Origin of the sequence: Nitritalea halalkaliphila LW7, assembly GCF_000265075.1 — a bacterium.
Taxonomy (GTDB): Bacteria; Bacteroidota; Bacteroidia; order Cytophagales; family Cyclobacteriaceae; genus Nitritalea; species Nitritalea halalkaliphila.
Genome location: NZ_AJYA01000057.1, coordinates 1 through 15,850, shown reverse-complemented (window position 1 = coordinate 15,850; position 15,850 = coordinate 1). Strand labels below are relative to the sequence as shown.

At 46.1% G+C, this 15,850-nt stretch carries 17 protein-coding genes; 9 read left to right on the top strand and 8 right to left on the bottom strand.

Translation table 11 applies throughout. The features are described 5' to 3' along the window. The first annotated feature begins 241 nt into the window (after positions 1 to 241). From A3SI_RS14165 to A3SI_RS14140, 6 genes are all read left to right on the top strand, one after another. A complete protein-coding gene (locus tag A3SI_RS14165) occupies positions 242 to 916 on the top strand; it encodes a class I SAM-dependent methyltransferase (protein ID WP_009056955.1) in 675 nt (224 codons plus the stop codon). Next, a complete protein-coding gene (locus tag A3SI_RS21110) occupies positions 916 to 1,062 on the top strand; it encodes a hypothetical protein (protein ID WP_238531786.1) in 147 nt (48 codons plus the stop codon). The genes A3SI_RS14165 and A3SI_RS21110 overlap by 1 nt, the downstream gene beginning before the upstream one ends. 214 nt (positions 1,063 to 1,276) lie before the next feature. Further along, positions 1,277 to 3,037, top strand: a complete 1,761-nt coding sequence (locus A3SI_RS14160; protein WP_040671039.1) for a hypothetical protein — start codon at positions 1,277 to 1,279, stop codon at positions 3,035 to 3,037. A gap of 11 nt (positions 3,038 to 3,048) precedes the next feature. After that, positions 3,049 to 3,435, top strand: a complete 387-nt coding sequence (locus A3SI_RS14155) for a hypothetical protein (RefSeq protein WP_156810320.1) — start codon at positions 3,049 to 3,051, stop codon at positions 3,433 to 3,435. A 778-nt stretch (positions 3,436 to 4,213) separates the two neighbouring features. Beyond that, complete coding sequence (locus A3SI_RS14145; protein WP_009056951.1) at positions 4,214 to 4,765, top strand: hypothetical protein; 552 nt, start codon at positions 4,214 to 4,216, stop codon at positions 4,763 to 4,765. A 1-nt stretch (position 4,766) separates the two neighbouring features. After that, the gene (locus tag A3SI_RS14140) at positions 4,767 to 5,495 is read left to right on the top strand and encodes a hypothetical protein (RefSeq protein WP_009056950.1); all 729 of its coding nucleotides are present in this window, start codon (positions 4,767 to 4,769) and stop codon (positions 5,493 to 5,495) included. A gap of 38 nt (positions 5,496 to 5,533) precedes the next feature. Here the strand turns inward: A3SI_RS14140 and A3SI_RS14135 are convergent, their stop codons facing one another. The 4 genes from A3SI_RS14135 to mazG all read right to left on the bottom strand — a co-directional run bounded on the left by A3SI_RS14135 (position 5,534) and on the right by mazG (position 10,550). Next, on the bottom strand, positions 5,534 to 7,063 hold the full coding sequence (locus A3SI_RS14135) for a GH3 auxin-responsive promoter family protein (protein ID WP_009056948.1): 1,530 nt from the start codon (positions 7,061 to 7,063) through the stop codon (positions 5,534 to 5,536). Further along, positions 7,063 to 7,800, bottom strand: a complete 738-nt coding sequence (lptB, locus tag A3SI_RS14130) for an LPS export ABC transporter ATP-binding protein (RefSeq protein WP_009056946.1) — start codon at positions 7,798 to 7,800, stop codon at positions 7,063 to 7,065. The genes A3SI_RS14135 and lptB overlap by 1 nt, the downstream gene beginning before the upstream one ends. Positions 7,801 to 7,830: 30 nt before the next feature. Further along, on the bottom strand, positions 7,831 to 9,561 hold the full coding sequence (gene recJ, locus A3SI_RS14125; protein WP_009056943.1) for a single-stranded-DNA-specific exonuclease RecJ: 1,731 nt from the start codon (positions 9,559 to 9,561) through the stop codon (positions 7,831 to 7,833). Positions 9,562 to 9,638: 77 nt separating this feature from the next. After that, positions 9,639 to 10,550 (bottom strand): nucleoside triphosphate pyrophosphohydrolase, encoded by a 912-nt coding sequence (mazG, locus tag A3SI_RS14120; protein WP_009056942.1) that lies wholly within the window; start codon positions 10,548 to 10,550, stop codon positions 9,639 to 9,641. A gap of 72 nt (positions 10,551 to 10,622) precedes the next feature. On the opposite strand from mazG, the gene A3SI_RS14115 reads away from it, so the two are divergent. From A3SI_RS14115 to A3SI_RS14105, 3 genes are all read left to right on the top strand, one after another. Continuing rightward, positions 10,623 to 10,853: a hypothetical protein gene (locus A3SI_RS14115; protein WP_009056941.1), complete on the top strand. Its 231-nt coding sequence runs from the start codon at positions 10,623 to 10,625 to the stop codon at positions 10,851 to 10,853. Between the two features lie 69 nt (positions 10,854 to 10,922). Beyond that, complete coding sequence (glmM, locus tag A3SI_RS14110; protein WP_009056940.1) at positions 10,923 to 12,311, top strand: phosphoglucosamine mutase; 1,389 nt, start codon at positions 10,923 to 10,925, stop codon at positions 12,309 to 12,311. A gap of 69 nt (positions 12,312 to 12,380) precedes the next feature. Further along, the gene (locus tag A3SI_RS14105) at positions 12,381 to 13,538 is read left to right on the top strand and encodes a cysteine desulfurase family protein (protein WP_009056939.1); all 1,158 of its coding nucleotides are present in this window, start codon (positions 12,381 to 12,383) and stop codon (positions 13,536 to 13,538) included. A 45-nt stretch (positions 13,539 to 13,583) separates the two neighbouring features. On the opposite strand, the gene A3SI_RS14100 is transcribed toward A3SI_RS14105, so the two are convergent. From A3SI_RS14100 to A3SI_RS14085, 4 genes are all read right to left on the bottom strand, one after another. Further along, entirely contained in the window at positions 13,584 to 13,763 is a 180-nt protein-coding gene (locus A3SI_RS14100) for a hypothetical protein (RefSeq protein ID WP_040671035.1), read from the bottom strand. Positions 13,764 to 13,848: 85 nt separating this feature from the next. Further along, positions 13,849 to 14,142: a Bor family protein gene (locus tag A3SI_RS14095; protein WP_040671034.1), complete on the bottom strand. Its 294-nt coding sequence runs from the start codon at positions 14,140 to 14,142 to the stop codon at positions 13,849 to 13,851. A 341-nt stretch (positions 14,143 to 14,483) separates the two neighbouring features. After that, entirely contained in the window at positions 14,484 to 15,266 is a 783-nt protein-coding gene (locus A3SI_RS14090) for a DUF3050 domain-containing protein (protein WP_009056935.1), read from the bottom strand. Between the two features lie 55 nt (positions 15,267 to 15,321). Further along, positions 15,322 to 15,850: ABC transporter ATP-binding protein (locus A3SI_RS14085; RefSeq protein ID WP_009056934.1), on the bottom strand; the 529-nt coding region annotated here is incomplete at its 5' end.

The window sequence follows — 15,850 nt, the reverse complement described above, 5'->3', positions numbered from 1 at the left end:
AGGGAAAATCTGGTGAATTCATGTCCTTTCCGCAGGTAGTGGAGCGAAAATAAGGGGATTCCGCCTTTATTCATGTGAACTGCTGGAGACAGGGTGACGGGATTCTGAGCGGAATTTTGGAAATCTACGTTTTTTAGTGGAAATTTCCTTTCTTAAAGCGGCGATTCAGGCATTCCCTTCCTTTCACTAATTTTAGGGGAGGGGGCACAGGAAGATATGCGCTAAAAAATGGAAAAATAGTATGCGTGAACCTACATCAGCACCCCGCTACATCCACGGCTACCTCAGCGAGGAGCAGGAGCGCCTCCGCGAGCAGGCGGCAGTCATCGAAGGGCCTATTTACGATACGCTGGACCTAAGCGGCGTGCAGCGACTGCTGGAAATCGGCTCGGGTGTGGGCGCACAGACGGAGATTTTACTTCGGCGCTTTCCCCAGCTGCACATTACGGGCCTAGAATATGAGCCCAGCCAGATCGCCAAGGCAAACCTAAACCGAGAGGCCTTCGGGATGCCCGCTGATCAGGTGCAGTTCGTCCAGGGCGATGCGCATGCCATACCCCTTCAGGGGGGCTTCGATGGTGCTTTTATCTGCTGGGTCCTTGAGCATGTGCATAACCCACTACAGGTGTTAAAGGAAACATGGAAGCAGCTTTTGCCTGGCGGCAAAGTTTGGGTCACCGAGGTCTTTAATGCCACATTCTATACCTATCCGCATCAACCGGCAGTCATGCACTACTGGCAGGCCTACAACACTTTCCAGCGCGAAATCGGCGGCGATCCTGATGTGGGAGTTAAGCTAGGGGGCTTGCTCCAGAAAGCGGGCTTTCAGCAGATTACGCTACGCGATGATGGCTTTCATTTGGACGCCGTATGCCCGAAAAGCGCGAACAGGTGCTGCGTTATTGGAAAAATTTAATGCGCAGCGGGGCGCCGGTACTTTTGGCCACTGGCCGAATCAGCGAATCAGAATTACAGGCGATGCTGAGTGAAATGGATGCACTACTGGAGAATCCAGAAGCGATTTTCTATTATCGTTTTGTGCAGGCAGAGGCTGTCCGATAGGGTTTTTATGTCATTTGATAGTCTTCTTTTCGCATTATTTTTTATTGAGGGACTTGGTTTTCATGAAGTTTTTCATTATTTTTCTAGAAGAGTGATTTTAGTACGTATTTTTCAATTAAAACAAATTTTATTATGAGCACATTACAGCACATTACAGCACATTTTTGCTTGTAAAGGTCGACTCAACAGATTATCTGTTGTCGGGATCATTAGTTTGTTCCTATTAGTCTCTTGTCACCAGGAGGATTTACCACTAATTTCTGAGGAAAACCCCAGTAGTGAAATACAAAGTTATCTTGGTAAAAAGCTTGAAAACCCATATTCGGTAGCAAATATGAGGAAAGCTTTTGAAAGTCTATTGACAAGAAAATCAGCCCTTGATAAGCTGCAAGCTTCTTCAAAATGGATGAGTGAAGATTTGGAAATCAGTGTTACTGATTATTATGTAAAGTTTCATATTAAATCTGATGAAGATTTGGAGCTAATTATGAGTGACTCTTTAAAGTATTCCATTTTACCTCTGGATTATGAAATTGTAGCACAGGGTACTATAGAATTAGAACACGATGATCTAGAAGATGATGGTTATTGGATTTATACATCAGTTCCTAAAGCGTATAAATTTCACGAAGGGATTTTATATGAAGTTTTAGAAGAATTGTTCCTGCCAGAGTCGCTAGTAGAAGGAAATAACGCCTCTGATCGTAGAGATTTAAAAGGATCTGATGGACTTTCTTTTTTGGAGCTACTGGAAGAAGAGTCTCTTGTCATGACAGGAAACCTTGACCCTAATGAAAGGGTCAATCCTAATTCTCCCAATCTAAGGTCTTACCAAAGACCTCAAGGTTTTATTAGGGTTCAAAATACAACTACAGGCATAAATGATCCAGTTATGGGTGTCAAAGTCAAGACTAGAAGGTGGTTTAAGTGGGGTAGTGGTTATACAGACACTAATGGATTTTATAGCGTAGATAATACGTATAAGTATGATGTAAATTATGAGATAGTTTTTAAGAATTCTCGAGGATTCAAAATTTGGCCTTCAATAATAAGCCTTTCTACTGCAAGTTATGATTGGGGGAAGGGTAGTCCTGCGGGCCGTTCAATTACATTTTCTACCAACTCTAGTGCTTGGCGTTTTGCTACTGTCAATAATGCAACGGTTCAATATTTCAACTATTGTACTCAGTTTAATGTAGGTTTACCTCATTCAGATTTAAGGATAGTAGCAAGTGATAACACAGGTTCTAGTTCAGCACCTATGCTTAGAAGAGTTTGGGGCTTGGTAGGATTTACCAATAATTCACAATTGAGCACTTTTTTATTGAAGGCAAATGGATTGAACATAGTGCTAAACCTTATTGCAACAGTTACAAAGTTTGTCCAGCCAGATATAATAATTATGGCTTCATCTTCACTTGGAACTGCGAGTGTAAGCAGTGTGACATTTCATGAACTGGCGCATGCTTCGCACATGAGGCAGGCAGGAAGTGCTTATTGGATAAAATACATCAATTACATTATTACCTATGGTGCTTATGGTAGTGGCAACGGCAATAATAATGGTGTATGTGCTGTAGGTGAGATGTGGGGTTTTTACTATGGATATTTTCTGACACTACAACATTTTGGTAACAACAACAATAATCCAATTATAAGACCGATTGGTTTAGAGAATTTCACGCCTTTTCAGAGACCTTCAGATAAAGATATAATTAGAATTGGGTTTCCAGTAAGAGAAATGGAAGGCTGGATTCCAGTCGGTTTATTACACGATCTTGTAGATAATAATGCTGATCTGATAAGACCTGGATTCACAGACAATGTAAGCGGTTACACGATCAGTCAAATCTTTGGTGCATTGCGTCCTGGAGTAGAGACAGTTCAAGGTTTCAGGAATAGATTGCTCCAAAACAATGGAAACCGTCAGCAACAGGCTGTGAACAATTTATTTGAAGCGTATTATTATAATTGATAACTGAGATCATGAAAAAAATAGTAGTATTAATCTTGCTCGCGCTAACTTCTTGTATAAAAGATAATTGCGTAGACTATTTGATTGAAAATCAAACAGAAAAAGATTTGAATTTAGTTTTATTTGAAGAAGGGACTGAGTGGCGAAATACTGAAATTAAACCAAACGCTTCATTTACAGAGTTAAGTATATGTGACTCTGGCGGATGGCGTATTTCTTTTAGCGGGGTTGATTCTATACAGATTAAAGTGAATAACTTAGTTCTAAAAACCTATTATCCAGATTCTCCTGGAAAGAATATATACAATGTGGACGATAGGGATAGTTGGTTATTAGTAGTCAATAGAAAACATTACCAAAAGTTTGTCTTTGAGATCACAGAAGAGGATTTGAAATAAGGACTATGGCCAAAATAAAACCTGATACAAATCAGTTAGTGAGGCTGGGTATAAAGTGAGTATCTGGGAGTAAACTTTTCCAAAGTTCGAAACTTTGGAAAAGTTCTCCTACTTCTTAATTGATACTAACACGGGTTTTTGTCAGACTCGGATTCACAGACAATGTAAGCGGATATACAGTCAGTCAAATCTTTGGTGCATTGCGTCCTGGAGTAGAGACAGTGCAGGGCTTTAGAAATAGATTGTTGCAAAACAATGGAAACCATCAGCCGTAGTTATGGGATGAAAAACTTAGTATTTTTTTATTTAAGAACTTGACTTTTATTAAGATTTTTATTTTTTACTACATCGTTCAATTAAAACAAATGTGATTATGAGAACATTACAGATTTAATTTTAAAGGCAGATTATGGTCAAACGGTTTGACTGGATTGTTGTTTTTCGCATCCTGTCAAGAACTAAACGAAGAGCCGCTCGCCAAGAATCCTGAAAGTGTGGAAGAGAAATTCGACAGGCTCAAATTCCTCAGTGCTGGCAACAAAGCAATGAACATTTATCAGGAAGAAGCAAGAAATTCCCAAAAGGCAAAAACTTTAGATCAATTTATGATAGTGAGTATCGGATAGAAAGGTATATTGGGGGTTTAGCCCACGGGTTTAATACGAATGATTCTTTTTTCAATGTTATTCCAGAGAGTTTATGGGACTTCCCCTTTCAAGGAAATGGGTTCGTAAATGAACCAGTGTTAGACAAAAGTAGTTTGAGCCCTAGAGTTAAAATGCATATTGATCAATTTGAAAATGCGATGAATCAAATAGCTGATCAATATGAAAAAGGCTTTATGTCAGAAAATCAGGTTAGAAATCAATTGAAGACCATTTGTAAAAACAGGGGTGATGTTATTAAATCTGACACAAACCTTTCTAGTACGGATAGAGGGGAATTATCGGATGCGTTTTATGTATTCGATGAGATTACCGATGAACTTTCTTTAATTTTGCAAGATCCTAATGCGCTAGCAAATGGATTTACAAGAACAAGGTTTGGAAGGAGTTTAGTTAGAGCCTTACTAGTAGCAGCAATTACGGTTGCTGTAGTTTACACTGCAGGACTTGCTGCTTTTGGCATTAAAATGAAAAGTCTTTATTTAGGCCACAAAGCGGCATTCGCGGGGTTAACCACTAAAACAACGGTAGCGGGGGGTAAAATGTACGCAGCCTTAACATATGGTTTGGGAAAAGGAATGATTGGTGCTGTCCAAAAGTGGGACGAAAAATGGAAAGGATTGTGGAAAAAAACAATTTATGCAACAGTAAAAGTCGCATTGTAACATGAAAAAAACTATTTTAGCATGCATAGCCTTACTGATCTCGTTTGTGTCGAATGCGCAAGAGTCCTTTTGGAATACGGTCAGAGATAGGCCTGACTATGATAGAGGATTTAGTGTATCCTTGATCATTCCTTCCTTTATGACATCAACACCAAGTAATCTTAATCAGTTACTGGTTGCTTCAGGATACCCGCACATTCCTCGGGGTAGTCTGAATTATGGACTTGGAGTACACTACAGAATGAAGCGTTTTGAGACAGGGATTAATGCGTTGATCGGTTCTCAATCTGTATCGATCGATGCACTTAACGCACAAATAAATCGAACTCCTCTTACGGCCAACATCTTCTTGCAGTATCACTTGTTTAGAAAGGGGTCGTTTACATTTTATCCCTTGGTTGGCCTATCTCTGACAGATACCAGACTTATCCTGTCTAAAGAAATAGCATCTGATACTATAGAAAATTTGCTGCAAAACCCAGGTACTTCCGTAAACCTTCAGCACTTTTCAGAAGGAATATTGGTGGGTTTTGGGGTTGATCTATCAGAACATTGGGTAGAATCCACAGGTATGTTTCGGGTGAAGTTTGCCTATAGGATCCCCACCGGAAAATACCAGTGGGAGTCCTTTTTTACAGACTTACAAAATGCTCCCAAAGATTCTTTTCCTTACTTCTTTGTACAACTGGAAATAGGGTTTCCACACAACTGGAATAAGGGAAGTTTATAGAATAGGGTGTATATCAAATATTGGATGGGACTATTTTTTCACGCCTTTTTCTCCATGAGCTGCAGAATTTCGTCGATGTAGCTACGATCGTTTGAAAGGCGTGGAACTTTATTCTGGCCTCCCAGCTTGCCACGCTGGCGCATCCAAGCTTCGAAAAGTCCTTCTTCCACGAAGTGAATGAGCGGTGCCGTGAGCGCTAAATCGCGATACCGCTTGGCATCATAGTCTGAATTGACCTCCCGAAGGTGCTCGTCCAGCCGTGCTGCAAAGGCCTCGCGATCCTCGGGCATACGCGAAAATTCGATGATCCATTCGTGGCGTCCCTTTTCCTTAGCACCATTAAAGTACACGGGTGCGGCGGTAAAGTTTACGATCCGAGAATCGGTATCTCCCGCAGCTTTTTCGATCGCCTGCTCTGCGTTTTCTACGATTACCTCCTCACCGAAGGCATTGATAAAGTGCTTCGTTCGGCCTGAGATTTTAATTTTATAGGGTTTTATCTGAGTGAATTTTACCGTGTCACCGATTTTATAGCGCCACAGGCCGGCGTTGGTGCTGATGAGCAGGGCGTAGTTCTTACCCAGCTCCACCTCCGAGAGCGGCAGCACCCGCGGGGAGCTACTTTCCCAGTCCTCCATCGGGATAAACTCGTAAAAGATGCCATAATCTAGCATAAGCAGCATGTCAGTTTCTTCCCGATCATTCTGTATCCCGAAAAATCCTTCAGAGGCATTATAAGTCTCCATGTACCGCATCTTGTCAGAGGGGATCAGCTCCCGAAACACCTCACGGTAAGGACCGAAGGCGACGGCGCCATGAAAAAATACCTCCAGATTCGGCCACACCTCCAATATATTTTTGGCGCCCTTCAGCTCCAGAATGCGGCGCAGCAGCACGATGGTCCAAGTGGGAACACCCGAAATGCTCACCACATTTTCCTCCATCACCTCCCGCGCCATTTTCTCTATTTTTTCCTCCCATTCGCTCATCAGCGCGATTTCCAGGCTCGGCGTTCGCGCGAACTGTACCCAGAGGGGTAGGTTATGCATGATCACCGCAGACACATCGCCGACCTGCTGTTCATTGTCTTTCCGAAAGGGGTTTTGGCTCAGGCTCCCCCCGATGCTCAGGGTTTTTCCTGTAAATAATTTGGACTCCGGATAGTTGTTCAGGTACAGCGAAAGCATGTCCTTCCCCCCTTTAAAGTGGCAGTCCTCTAAAGATTCCTGCGACACGGGAATAAACTTACTCCTGCTGGATGTGGTGCCCGAGCTCTTAGAAAACCACTCGATTTTCCCAGGCCAGAGAATCCCCTGCTCCCCACGCATCGTCTGCTCGATGTAGGGCTGCAGGTCTTCGTAGGTGTGGATGGGCACCTGCCGTGCAAAGTCCTCGTAACTCCGAATTTTCGAAAATCCGTATTTTTTCCCGAAAGCGGTCTCTTTCCCCGCCTCTATTAGTTCTTCGAAGATGCCCTGCTGGACTTCTTCAGGATCCTCCATAAAGCGCTCGATCTGACCGATGCGGTTTCTGAAAACCCAACTCATAAAGGCATTTACTACTTCCATTAGTTAAAAATTTTACGTTTCAGTTCGAAATGCTGGCCCAAATATACACGGCGTACCTGCTCATCTGCGGCGAGTTCTTCGGCTGTACCTGCCTTTAAAAGTTTTCCCTCGAACATCAGATAAGCTCGGTCGGTGATGGAAAGTGTTTCGTTTACATTGTGGTCCGTAATAAGGATACCGATATTTTTGTTTTTAAGTTTCGCTACGATCGTCTGGATTTCTTCTACGGCGATCGGATCTACCCCAGCGAAGGGCTCATCCAAGAGCACGAACTTGGGGTCTACCGCTAAGGCACGGGCAATTTCTGTTCGTCGTCTTTCTCCTCCCGAGAGCACCATGCCCAGGTTCTTACGGACATGCGTCAGGCTAAACTCCTCCAGCAAGCTTTCGACTTTTTCCTTCCGCTCCTGCTTGTTTTTATCCGTCATCTCGAGTACCGCCATGATGTTTTCCTCCACGCTGAGCTTGCGAAAAACAGAGGCTTCCTGCGCCAGATAGCCGATTCCCAGCTGCGCCCGCTTGTACATGGGCAGTGAGGTGATGTTCGCTCCCTCCAAGAAAATAGTGCCTTCATTGGGCTGAATAAGCCCTACGATCATGTAAAAGGATGTTGTCTTCCCCGCACCATTTGGCCCCAGCAAGCCCACGATTTCCCCCTGCTCCACTTTCACGGAGATATCATTCACGACCCTGCGGCCTTTATAGATTTTAACCAGATGTTCTGCTTTTAAGATCATGGCGTATTTTTTTCTGGTAGCGTAGCTAAATTAATCAAATTGTATGTCCTTCACGTAAAGTTGCAGCGTGCTATTATTACGGAACGTATTTTCTCGGATTTCGAAGGCCAAGTCGAAGGTTTTCTTTGCCTTCAGCATTTTATAAATGAACTCACCCTCGTATTTATTTTTGTCGGCCATGCCAAAGGCGATGCAGACGGGCTCGGTTTCCTGCCCGGGCTGGCTGACGGTAAAGCGCAGATGCTTGTCTTTTAGCACGTGTACCTGATCTGCGGTCGCCTGTCGGATACAGAAGATCGGCTCAGGATTTCCTGGACCGAAGGGCGCCATCTGCTTAAGGATGTGGTAAACCTTATAATTTACTTGGTCCAGCAGAATTTCATCGTCGATTTCCAGCACTGGCTTCATGTGGATGTCATGTAGCTGCTCGCTTACCACGGTCTCAAATTTGGCCTGAAAGGCCGGCACATTCGCCACCGGCATCGTTAGACCTGCCGCGTACTTATGCCCTCCGAACTGCTCCAAATATTCTGAGCAGGCACTGATGGCATCGTAAATATTAAAACCGAATACCGAGCGCGCACTGCCGGTGGCCTTGCCATTCGATTCCGTCAGGATGATCGTAGGCTTGTAAAAGCGCTCGATGCAGCGAGAGGCCACAATCCCGATGACCCCCTTGTTCCAGTTGGCCTTAAATAGGACTGTCGTCTTTAAGGTGATTTCATGGTTCATACGCTCGATCATCTCCAGCGCCTCATGCGTTATCGCCTCGTCGAAGTTTTTACGCTTCGTGTTCACATCGTCGACCAGTTCCGCACGACGCAGCGCATCCTCTAAACTATCGCTGATTAAAAGCTCCACGGAGGCTTTCGCATGCTCGAGGCGGCCCGAAGCGTTAATGCGCGGACCGATCTTAAACACCACATCGGAGATGGTGATCTCCTTGTCCTTAGCGATCTTCGAGGTTAATATAAGCGCTCGAATGCCAGGACGTGGGGTGGTGTTAATCCGCTCCAGCCCACCGTAGGCTAATATCCGATTTTCACCCGTGATCGGCACGATATCTGCTGCGATGCTGATCGCCAGAAGGTCTAAATATTCCATCAGATCCGTCTCTGGGTGCCCATGAAGCTGCGCAAAGGCCTGCATAAATTTAAACCCCACACCGCAGCCACTCAGCTCTTTATACGGATACTGGCAGTCGAGGCGCTTCGGGTCTAATACTGCCACCGCCGGGGGCAGCGTGTCTCCCGGAGTATGGTGGTCACAGATGATAAAGTCCACCCCCAGGGACTTCGCTAAAGCCACTTTGTCGATGGCTTTAATGCCACAGTCTAAGGAAATGATCAGCCCAAAGCCCTGCTCTGCGGCATAGCGCACACCCGTCTCCGAAATGCCATAGCCTTCCTTATACCGGTCGGGAATATAAAACTCTAAATGCGGATAGAAACGACTCAGATATCCGAAAACCATGGCCACAGAAGTCGTGCCATCTACATCATAATCTCCATAGATTAAAATTTTCTCTCCTCGCTCCATGCCCTGGCTAAGCCGCTCCACTGCGCGGTCCATGTCCCGCATCAAAAAGGGATCATGGAGGCGATCCAGGTCGGGTCGGAAAAAATCTTTTGCCTTCTGGAAGGTGTCGATGCCTCTGTTGACGAGCAAGTTCGATAGCGTGGGATTCACATTTATCGCAGCGCTCAAACCTTCCACCGCGGCCGCTGGGGCCTTTTCTTTTATCTTCCAGTTATACTCCATGTGGTAAAATTACTAAACCTAGGGCGATATTTCGGTGCTTTCGCTATTTCCTTTTCGCTTTCGTGAAGGCTATCGCCTTAGTGCCGCTTCGCCTCCTCCCATAAGGCGTCCATCTCGGTGAAGCTAAGCTGGTCGATCTGCTTGCCAGCAGCGGCGGCTTGGCGCTCCATGTACTGAAAGCGCTTTATAAATTTTCTGTTGGTACGCTCTAGCGCTTCTTCTGGGTTGATTTCCGCAAAACGCGAGAAATTAATCAAGGAAAAGAGCAGGTCTCCAAACTCGGCTTCCATGGCCTGCTGTCTGCTGCTTTCTGCTCTTTCTAAGGCTTTCTGCTCTTCAAGTAGTACTTCTTTGGAAGAGATTGTTTCTCCTTTTCGGGTGGCGTTTTCCGATGAGAGGCTTTCTGGGGAGCTACCTTTTTCTGGCTGGTAGGCCTCCTCGAATTCGGCCAGCTCTTCTTTTACTTTGGCCCAGACTTGGGCCTTATCTTCCCAGTCGAAGCCCACACCACGGGCTTTTTCCTGAATGCGCATGCTTTTAATGAGGGCCGGTAGGGAGCGGGGCACACCACTTAGCACCGAGCGTGTCTCCCCCTGCGGTTTTTCAGCCAACTTGATTTTCTCCCAGTTTTGCTTTACGGCTTCGGCATCATCGGCGGCGGTATCTCCATAAATGTGCGGGTGGCGACGGATGAGTTTCTCGCATAAAGAATCGATGATGCTGGCCACATCGTACTCCCCCCGCTCCGAGCCGATGCGCGCATAGAAAACCAGGTGGAGCAGGAGGTCTCCCAGCTCCTTTTTTATCTCTTCGGGATCACCATCCAAGATGGCATCCGAGAGTTCGAAGGTTTCTTCTATGGTGAGATGGCGCAGGCTTTCCGTGGTTTGCTTCCGGTCCCAGGGACACTGCTCGCGTAGCTCATCCATGATGGTCAGTAAACGGTCGAAAGCAGTAAGCTGGGCGTCTCGGTGGGCAGGTGTGGACATAATTTCGGGAAACTATTCAGATAATGTGGACGTTTTCAAAGTAATCCGTAAATTTGTAAAAATATCTTCGTTATGACAACTTTATATTTGACCTTAGGGCTGATCGGACTCTTCTTCGCTATGATGTCGGTGCGTCTGCTCTTCCTGAAAAATGGCGAGTTTAAAGGGACTTGTGCTTCCCAAAACCCTTTCCTCAACAAGGACGGAGGCACGTGCAGCTACTGCGGTAAAAACGTGGATGCAGACAGCTCCTGCGGAAATCCTGATAACGAAGTAGATAAAGTATTAGCGAAATTTAAATAATTTCTGTTTTCCCTATATTTTCTGTAATCCCGGTGCTTTGTCGGGATTTTCCATTTAAATTTTTCTTTCGTGGCATTAATTCAATCTATTTCTGGTATTCGAGGAACGATAGGCGGTCTTCCCGGTGAGGGTCTGACGCCTTTCGACGTAGTGAAATTTACCTCTGCCTATGGTGCGTGGATCTTAGAGAAGGCGCCGAGCGCCAAAGTGGTCATCGGCAGAGATGCGCGTCTCTCTGGAGATATGGTGAACAAGCTGGTGGTGGGCACGCTACAGGCGCTGGGTATCGATGTTATCGACCTCGGGCTGAGCACTACGCCTACCGTGGAGCTGGCTGTTCCGGCAGAAGGAGCCCAAGGTGGGATCATCTTAACGGCTAGTCATAATCCCATTCAGTGGAATGCGCTCAAATTACTAAATGAAAAGGGTGAGTTTATCTCCGATGCAGAGGGAAAGCGCCTAGAGGCCATCGCCCAAGCAGGTACGGTGACTTTCGCAGAAGTTAAAAAGCTTGGCAAGCATACCTTTATTACAGATTATATCGAGCGGCATGTGCAGCATGTGCTAAACTTAGATTTGGTAGATGTAGAGGCTATCAAGGCGCGAAAGTTTAAGGTGATCGTGGATGCGGTAAATTCTACGGGCGGGATAGCGGTCCCTGCCTTGTTACGTGCTTTAGACGTAGAGGTGGAGGAGCTGTACTGTGAGCCCACGGGGCATTTTCCGCATAATCCAGAGCCCTTACCAGAAAATCTACGCGATATCGCAGATAAGCTAAAGCGTGGCAAGTATGACATGGGCATCGTGGTGGATCCAGATGTGGACCGCCTGTGTTTTATGTGTGAAGATGGCGCTCCTTTTGGAGAAGAGTACACGCTAGTGGCCGTGGCTGACTATGTACTGTCTCAGACACCCGGAAATACGGTATCGAACTTAAGCTCTACGCGGGCACTTCGGGATGTCACAGAAAACCACGGGGGTACCTATGCCGCCGCTGCTGTGGGAGAGGTGAACGTGGTGGATAAAATGAAAGAAGTGGACGCTGTCATCGGCGGTGAAGGGAATGGAGGAGTGATTTATCCAGCCTCGCACTATGGCCGAGATGCACTAGTGGGAATCGGACTCTTTCTGACGCATTTAGCGAAAAGCGGAAAAAGCATCTCTCGCCTGCGTGCGAGTTATCCGAACTACCATATTAGCAAAAATAAAATCGAACTAACCCCTGAAATCGACGTGGATGCGGTGTTAGAAGCGATTAAGGAAAAGTATAAAAAGCAACCTGTAAACACCATCGACGGTGTGAAAATCGAGTTCGATAAGGAGTGGGTACACCTGCGCAAGTCGAATACGGAGCCGATTATTCGTATTTATTCCGAGTCCACACACCTGGCGACGGCGGAGCACTTAGCAAACAAACTGATCGGTGACATTCGAGATGTGATTAAAGGTTCTGCGTAAGTTGCGCCTGGTGCAGCATCTTCCTGCTCTCGCGCTGAACGCGATATAAGAAGTTAAACCCAGAGGATTATGAGACAAGTATATGCCGATAATGCGGCCACCACGGCGATGGATGATCGCGTGATCGAGGCCATGCTTCCGTTTATGCGGGACCACTACGGAAATCCCTCTTCTGTGCACAAGCATGGTAGAACCGTGCGTACGGCGATCGAAAAGGCGCGTAAAAAGGTGGCTGAGCTGCTGCATGCCAGCCCTTCTGAAATTATCTTTACCTCTGGGGGTACGGAGGCGGATAATACGGCGCTTCTTTGTACGATAGCGAGTTATGGCATCCAGCATGTTATCTCCTCGCCGATCGAGCACCATGCGGTGTTACATCCATTAGAACTTATGGCCAAGCGAGGCCAAATCACCCTGCATCTACTGCAGGTAGATCAGCAGGGTAGGATTTCTTTAGCGGAACTGGAACAGCTGCTAAAGACCTATCCGAATGCCCTCGTCTCCTTAATGCATGGGAATAACGAAATCGGGAATCTGCTTCCGATAGAAGAGGTAGCCGCCTGCTGCAAGACCTACGGCGCCTTTTTCCATTCGGATACGGTGCAGACTATGGGGCATTATCCTCATGACCTCAGCCAGCTGCCTGTAGATGCCCTTGCTGCAGGTGCGCACAAGTTTCACGGTCCGAAAGGTGCCGGATTCTTGTTTTTACGGAAAGATAAGAAGATTACGCCCTTTTTACATGGCGGTGCGCAGGAGCGCAATATGCGCGGAGGTACTGAAAATGTCATCGGCATCGTCGGTGTGGCGAAAGCTTTAGAAATCGCCTATGAGGAGATGACCGCACATCAAACGCACATTCAGCAGCTGAAGAAGACGTTTATCGAACAGCTCCGTGCAGCCATACCGGGAGTGAAATTTAACGGACTTTCGGCCTCAGAAACGGAAAGCTTGTACACTGTACTGAGCGTTAGCCTGCCCCCAGCAGCTTCTTTGGCAGGTATGCTATTATTCCAGCTTGATCTGCATGGCATTTCGGCTTCGGGGGGATCTGCCTGCAGCTCTGGGGCCAGCGTAGGCTCTCATGTGTTACGGGCGATCGGGCATCCTGCGGAGCGAGAAGCCGTTCGGTTTTCATTTAGCCGCTTTACCAGTATGGAAGATATACACTATATGGTCGACGTACTCAGTAAGCTGTATATGCCTGAAAATGTCTCCATCAAATAAAGCTCAGAAACCCTCCACTGGAGGTTTTTTACTTTTTTAGCGAAGTTAAGCCTGAAGAAACAGAAGCCCAATACCGATGAGCAGCACCAGACTATTCCCCACCAAATAGCCCTGTCCGAAAGCATTGAGTTGATCATAGTACTTGACGAACAGGAGCATGTTCTTCACTCCGTAGATGAGAATAAGGATACTTATCGTCAAGGTGAGGTAACGAAGTAAACGCATAGGGTCTAATGTGGGTAGAAATAGGAAAATTGGGAAGTGCCGAAACACCCCCCATTTGTACTACATAATGGTAATGATCAAATGCTTATCTGCGCACAATCGTAGTTGTCGGTGTGTAAATACCGAAGGTAATGGCAGCGATTAATCCGTCGATGAAGGTGTGCTGAATGGTCACATCATAATCTTCAGCACCTTTCGCTAGGTCCTTCGGATCAGAAACAGATACAGGAGCCAAGCCGGCGATAAGATAATGGTTCATTTTACGCTCGGTCATTCCTGTTTGGGCTCCGTTTCCTACAGTTACAGTGTAGGTGTAGCAGGAGCTCATCGATACGAGTAAAAGTAAAACGACGCTGAAATTTAAGATTAACTTTTTCATAAGATAGAATATAAAAGATGAAACGATAAGATTCGTCATGTTGGTTTATCCCTTAAGAAAGAGACCCATTCACTATTTTATGGGCGGTGGAAGCAATCTACCACCCCCATTCACGCTAAAAACTCAACGTAAATATAGATAATTTTTAATGATTTTCGAATAAAAATAGAGCTTAGTTGAAGAGGAGGTATAGGCACTATTTTTTGAAGGAAAGGTTTCAGAGGGGTACAGGTGAATTTGTGGGCCTATTTTCCCACATGTAGTGGAAGGGGAGATAAAAAAAGGCTTTCCTTTTAGATAAGGAAAGCCTGTGTTTTTCAGTAGTATTTAAGGGGTTGTGCTTATGCCTGCATTTCCTCTTGCCCTAGCGTCGCATGGATACCATCCCAAAGCACCTTTCGTGCTTCTAATGCCGCCAGTGCGGCTTGTTTCGCCTCTTCCCATTTCGTGGCATCATCGCCACATAAGAGGGCAATCATTTTTGCCGCTAGCGGCCCATGATGGTCTTCGTCTAAGTGAATGTGACGCTCGAAGTAAAAGGCTAGCGTGGCGAGCTCTTTAGGGTTCGAGGCCACAAGCTCATTTACGAGCTGTCGGAACAAGTCTGGAATCAGGTCTTCTCTTCCTAGGGTGAAAGAAGCGGCGATCTCATGTGGCTTTCCTCCTTTTACGACAGCATAATTCACTGCTAAGAACTGCTGAATATGTGCCGGCAGTTGGTTTTCAGCTAAAATGGCGTCAAAAGATTCACCAGCTTGCAAGCGGCTTACCAGTTGGGCTATGGCTGCGGTCGAAGCCCCTGCTTCACGCATAGCGCGTAGGTACAGCTCAAAGTGACTGCAGTAGCCACCCTGACCGTCTTCATCGCTTTCTTCCGCCATGACGATGTCATTAATCAGCCGCGTCACCATAGGGTCGCGGCTAGGTACCCAAGGGAGCTGCATACCGGTAAGCTGATGCTGAAGCGCTTTTAACAAGCTCATAAAATCCCACACCGCATAGACGTGCTGCTCCATAAACTGGTTAAAGGTGGCAGCATCCCTTAAATCGTTATAAATGGGATGTGCTAACAGGGAGGCACGAATCGGCTCGGTCGCCTCTTTTAAATACTCGAAATTTTTCATCCTTACTTTGTCGATACTTGCTACTTGATAACACGATAGCTACGAAAAAGATTGCTTATAAGGTGCTTACTTGCTCTGAAAATTGAAGTTTTACTAAGTTAGCATAAAATCCATCTACTTTAGCGGAAAGGCTTTCATGATCTCCTGTTTCGATGATCTCACCATCTTTCAAGACATAGATGCGGTCTACCTTGCGAATGGTCGCCAGGCGATGTGCGATGATAATGGTGGTGCGGCCCTGCATAAGCGTATCCAGTGCTTCCTGTACCAATGCTTCTGATTCAGCATCTAATGAAGAGGTCGCCTCATCTAAAATAAGGATGGCAGGATCTTTTAAAATCGCACGCGCGATCGCAACGCGCTGACGCTGCCCGCCAGAAAGCTTGATGCCCCGCTCTCCCACCAGGGTATCCAAGCCCTCCGGGAATTTTTCTATAAACTGCCAAGCATTCGCTTTTTTCGCCGCTTGGATGATTTCTTCTTCCGTAGCCTCTGGACGTGCATAGGCGATATTTTCTCGGATGCTGCCGCCAAAGAGCAGTACCTCCTGTGGTACGATACCGATGTGACTACGCAGCTGAGCG

Excerpts from the sequence above, each read along its gene's own strand:
- A3SI_RS14165 (WP_009056955.1), top strand. The coding sequence starts at position 242 with ATGCGTGAACCTACATCAGCACCCCGCTACATCCACGGCTACCTCAGC.
- A3SI_RS21110 (WP_238531786.1), top strand. The coding sequence starts at position 916 with ATGCGCAGCGGGGCGCCGGTACTTTTGGCCACTGGCCGAATCAGCGAA.
- A3SI_RS14155 (WP_156810320.1), top strand. The coding sequence starts at position 3,049 with ATGAAAAAAATAGTAGTATTAATCTTGCTCGCGCTAACTTCTTGTATA.
- A3SI_RS14145 (WP_009056951.1), top strand. The coding sequence starts at position 4,214 with ATGCATATTGATCAATTTGAAAATGCGATGAATCAAATAGCTGATCAA.
- A3SI_RS14140 (WP_009056950.1), top strand. The coding sequence starts at position 4,767 with ATGAAAAAAACTATTTTAGCATGCATAGCCTTACTGATCTCGTTTGTG.
- A3SI_RS14135 (WP_009056948.1), bottom strand. The coding sequence starts at position 7,063 with ATGGAAGTAGTAAATGCCTTTATGAGTTGGGTTTTCAGAAACCGCATC.
- lptB (WP_009056946.1), bottom strand. The coding sequence starts at position 7,800 with ATGATCTTAAAAGCAGAACATCTGGTTAAAATCTATAAAGGCCGCAGG.
- recJ (WP_009056943.1), bottom strand. The coding sequence starts at position 9,561 with ATGGAGTATAACTGGAAGATAAAAGAAAAGGCCCCAGCGGCCGCGGTG.
- mazG (WP_009056942.1), bottom strand. The coding sequence starts at position 10,550 with ATGTCCACACCTGCCCACCGAGACGCCCAGCTTACTGCTTTCGACCGT.
- A3SI_RS14115 (WP_009056941.1), top strand. The coding sequence starts at position 10,623 with ATGACAACTTTATATTTGACCTTAGGGCTGATCGGACTCTTCTTCGCT.
- A3SI_RS14105 (WP_009056939.1), top strand. The coding sequence starts at position 12,381 with ATGAGACAAGTATATGCCGATAATGCGGCCACCACGGCGATGGATGAT.
- A3SI_RS14100 (WP_040671035.1), bottom strand. The coding sequence starts at position 13,763 with ATGCGTTTACTTCGTTACCTCACCTTGACGATAAGTATCCTTATTCTC.
- A3SI_RS14095 (WP_040671034.1), bottom strand. The coding sequence starts at position 14,142 with ATGAAAAAGTTAATCTTAAATTTCAGCGTCGTTTTACTTTTACTCGTA.
- A3SI_RS14090 (WP_009056935.1), bottom strand. The coding sequence starts at position 15,266 with ATGAAAAATTTCGAGTATTTAAAAGAGGCGACCGAGCCGATTCGTGCC.